The following is a 3,139-nucleotide window of genomic DNA, read 5'->3' as shown; positions in this document are numbered from 1 at the left end:
AACTGGGGAAAATCCTGATGAAAGCCTTTTTAAAAACCCTGCTGGAATTTAGTATCCGTCCACGGCAATTGATTTTTGTCAACAGTGGAGTTTATTTGACCACCAGCGGCTCGGAAGAAATTGAAACCATCAGGACCCTTGAAGATGAAGGCTGCGCAATTTTTTCCTGCGGCACTTGTCTTGATTTCTATCACCTGAAAGACAAACTGGAAGTGGGTCAGATGTCCAACATGTTTGAAATCGCTTCCCTGTTGCTGGAAGCCGACCAGGTAGTCATCCCATGATTTATCTGGATAATGCCGCAACTTCATTTCCCAAACCCCCTGAAGTACTGGCGGCAATGACTCATTATGCAACTGCCGTTGGTGCCAGTCCCGGTCGCTCCGGCCACCGGCCGGCAGCTGACGCCGGCCGCCTGATTTTCCAGGCCCGGAAACAGGCTGCCAGGCTTTTCAATATCAGCAATTCCAGCCGGGTAATTTTCACCAAAAATGTTACCGAAGCCCTGAACTTGGCAATATTCGGCCTGGCGCAGCCTGGCGACCGGGTTCTAACCACGGCAATGGAACATAATTCGGTTATTCGCCCCTTGCGTTATCTGGAACAGGAGGGCCGCATCACCCTTGATATTATCCCGGCAACACCAACCGGAGAACCGGACCTTGAATACCTAAAGCAGCAACTCCGAAAACATTCCTTTCAGCTGGCCGTTTTAAATCACGGCTCCAACGTCACCGGCAACATATTCCCGCTCGCTGAAACCATCCCCCGACTCAAAACTGAAGGAATTACCGTCATCATTGACGGAGCCCAGACCGCCGGGGCCATCCCCATTGACCTCAAAGCACTGGATAGCGATATCTTTTGCTTCACCGGTCATAAAAGTCTTTTTGGACCCCAGGGAACCGGGGGGGTTGTGCTGCGGGAGGGATTAAAACCATTACCCCTAACCCGGGGCGGCACCGGCAGTCTGTCAGAAGCGGAATATCAACCGGAATTTCTACCCGATTATTACGAAAGCGGCACCCCGAACACTATCGGTCTGGCCGGACTGGCTGCAGCTCTCAAATTCATCAACCAGACAACGGTGGAAGAGATTCATCGCCATGAACAGAAACTGACAAAAAAGCTCTGGCAGGGTCTGGCAACCATAACCGGCCTCAGGTTATATGGCCCGGCTACAGATCAAGACCGCCTGCCAGTCATTTCCTTCACCCTGGACAAATTGACCCCGGCGGAAATTGCCTTCAACCTGGACCGAGAGGATGAAATCATGGTCAGGGTTGGTCTCCACTGCGCTCCCCTGGCCCATAAGAACATTGGTACTTTTCCTCAGGGAACCGTCCGCCTGGCACCAGGCTATTTCAACACCGACCGGGAAATGGAAATCGTCATCGAGGCCATTGGCAAAATGGCCTCTCGTTCGCCAATCTAGAGGCAAATACCATGAACTTGCATACGTATCTGCTTTTCAATTCAATCCATTACGTCATGAAAACAGAAGCACTGTTAAAAGATGCAGGGATTACCATTGACCTTGTTCCAGTACCAAGGGAGATAAGTTCTGATTGCGGCATGTGCATCGCTTTTTCGGAACAGAACCTGCAGAAGGTTGTCTCCCTGGTCTCTGGACAAGGTTTCCCCGATGAAACCCGGATATACCAACGGAGAACAAGACATGAGTACCAGAGGATTGAAATAAAATAACCTCACCGGCGGGCCAAATGTTTCAGCTGGTTCAAACGATCCGGAGAAAAATCGGAGCCACCACAGGAAACCAGGGTGTTGTTGTGAAACAAAGGCTCACCGGCCAAATCAACATCCGTGGCCTCACAGGCCGCCGGCCACAGGACGGTACCAGGCAGAGGTGAATACTCGGTCAACCGGGGATACAATCCCAGAAACTTGACAAACTCCACATCTTCTTTTACCTGTTGCCAGCGCTGACCCGGAACCCCCACCAGCAAATAGACATCCAGCTGTTCCGGAGGATATCCCGCCGCCAGTAAGGCGGCGATGGTCTCCTCAAAACGTTTTTTCACTGTTTTGCCACCCCACTGTTCCTGCAACGCCTCACTGGTGGTTTCCAAGCTGAGCCTGATAGTGGTAAAACCGGTGGTTTTCATCAACCGGGACAGCTCCGGAGTGATGGCATTTACATGCAGGCCGTTGGGGGTATGAAAACGAAGATGGGGAAAAGAGTCCTTCACCTTTTCCAAAAAAGGAATCAGATTGGACTCCGCTTCCAAGAGCAGAGCATCATCATAAAAGACGATGTCCTCCACATGGGGATAGCACGACAACCAGTATTTCAGCTCGGCAAACACGTCTCCCGGCGGTCGACGGCGGTAGCCGGGATAAAGCCTGAACGAAGCGCAGTAAGGGCAGCGATAAGGACAACCGAGACTAGTCAGAAGCACCAGAAAATCATGCTCCCGGTACAAATCCCAGGCTGGTGAAACATTGAAGAGATCAAGCTCCCGGGGATTAGGAACCGCGGAGATAATATCCAGTTCTTTAAGCAGCCGGCACAACTCTCCCGGATCAGCACCGATTACCACATGGTCCGCACCAGCATAAAGGCGGGCATGATCGGCACATAAAGTCGCGTAAATCCCTCCTAGAATGACCACGGTATCCGGGAAAATTTCCCTGATGATCCGGATTGTCTGTTGCACCCCGGGATACCAGTAAGTCATCCGGGAAGTTACCACTACCACGTCCGGCACCGGCAACTTTTCCAAATGCGCCCGGAAAACTTCTTCCGGCAGGCCATAACGCTTATAATAACGGGGAACATCCCGGATGGCCTCCGGTTTGGCAATCACCTGCTGAAAATAATGTCCGGTTCCGTAGCGCCGCCGCTTCACTTTCTGCCGTAATATCTGCGGCAGCAAAGCCAAATCCAGGCAATCAAGCAAGTGGACATTTGCCCCATCCTGACGGCGCAGGATATCCCCAAGATAGAGAAGCCCCAGAGGTCTGGCCCACAGATCATAGGCGGCAAAATCAGTAATCCAGGGATTAACCAACAATATTTCAGCTTTTTTCACCCGGCTAAACTCCAAAAATCGTCCTGAAACAAAAACAATACTTTGACAACCATGGTACGAATAAGATATTTCAGCACAGAATCTCA

General features: G+C 51.3%; 3 protein-coding genes. 2 read left to right on the top strand and 1 reads right to left on the bottom strand.

What is annotated here, in order from left to right; translation table 11 throughout:
• Together yedF and U9P07_04500 are read left to right on the top strand one after the other, a co-directional pair.
• The coding region (gene yedF / locus U9P07_04505) for a sulfurtransferase-like selenium metabolism protein YedF (GenBank protein ID MEA2108662.1) at window positions 1-284 on the top strand (284 nt) is incomplete at its 5' end.
• Window positions 281-1,435: an aminotransferase class V-fold PLP-dependent enzyme gene (locus tag U9P07_04500; GenBank protein ID MEA2108661.1), complete on the top strand. Its 1,155-nt coding sequence runs from the start codon at window positions 281-283 to the stop codon at window positions 1,433-1,435. The genes yedF and U9P07_04500, both read left to right, overlap by 4 nt.
• Window positions 1,436-1,709: 274 nt before the next feature.
• Here the strand turns inward: U9P07_04500 and U9P07_04495 are convergent.
• Window positions 1,710-3,139: radical SAM protein (locus U9P07_04495; GenBank protein MEA2108660.1), on the bottom strand; the 1,430-nt coding region annotated here is incomplete at its 5' end.

Source organism: Pseudomonadota bacterium (assembly GCA_034660915.1).
Classification (GTDB): Bacteria; Desulfobacterota; Anaeroferrophillalia; order Anaeroferrophillales; family Anaeroferrophillaceae; genus DQWO01.
This window is presented reverse-complemented; position numbering and strand designations above follow the sequence as displayed.

Bases quoted from the DNA above. Each gene is read 5' to 3' on its own strand.
- U9P07_04500 (MEA2108661.1), top strand. From the start codon at position 281: ATGATTTATCTGGATAATGCCGCAACTTCATTTCCCAAACCCCCTGAA.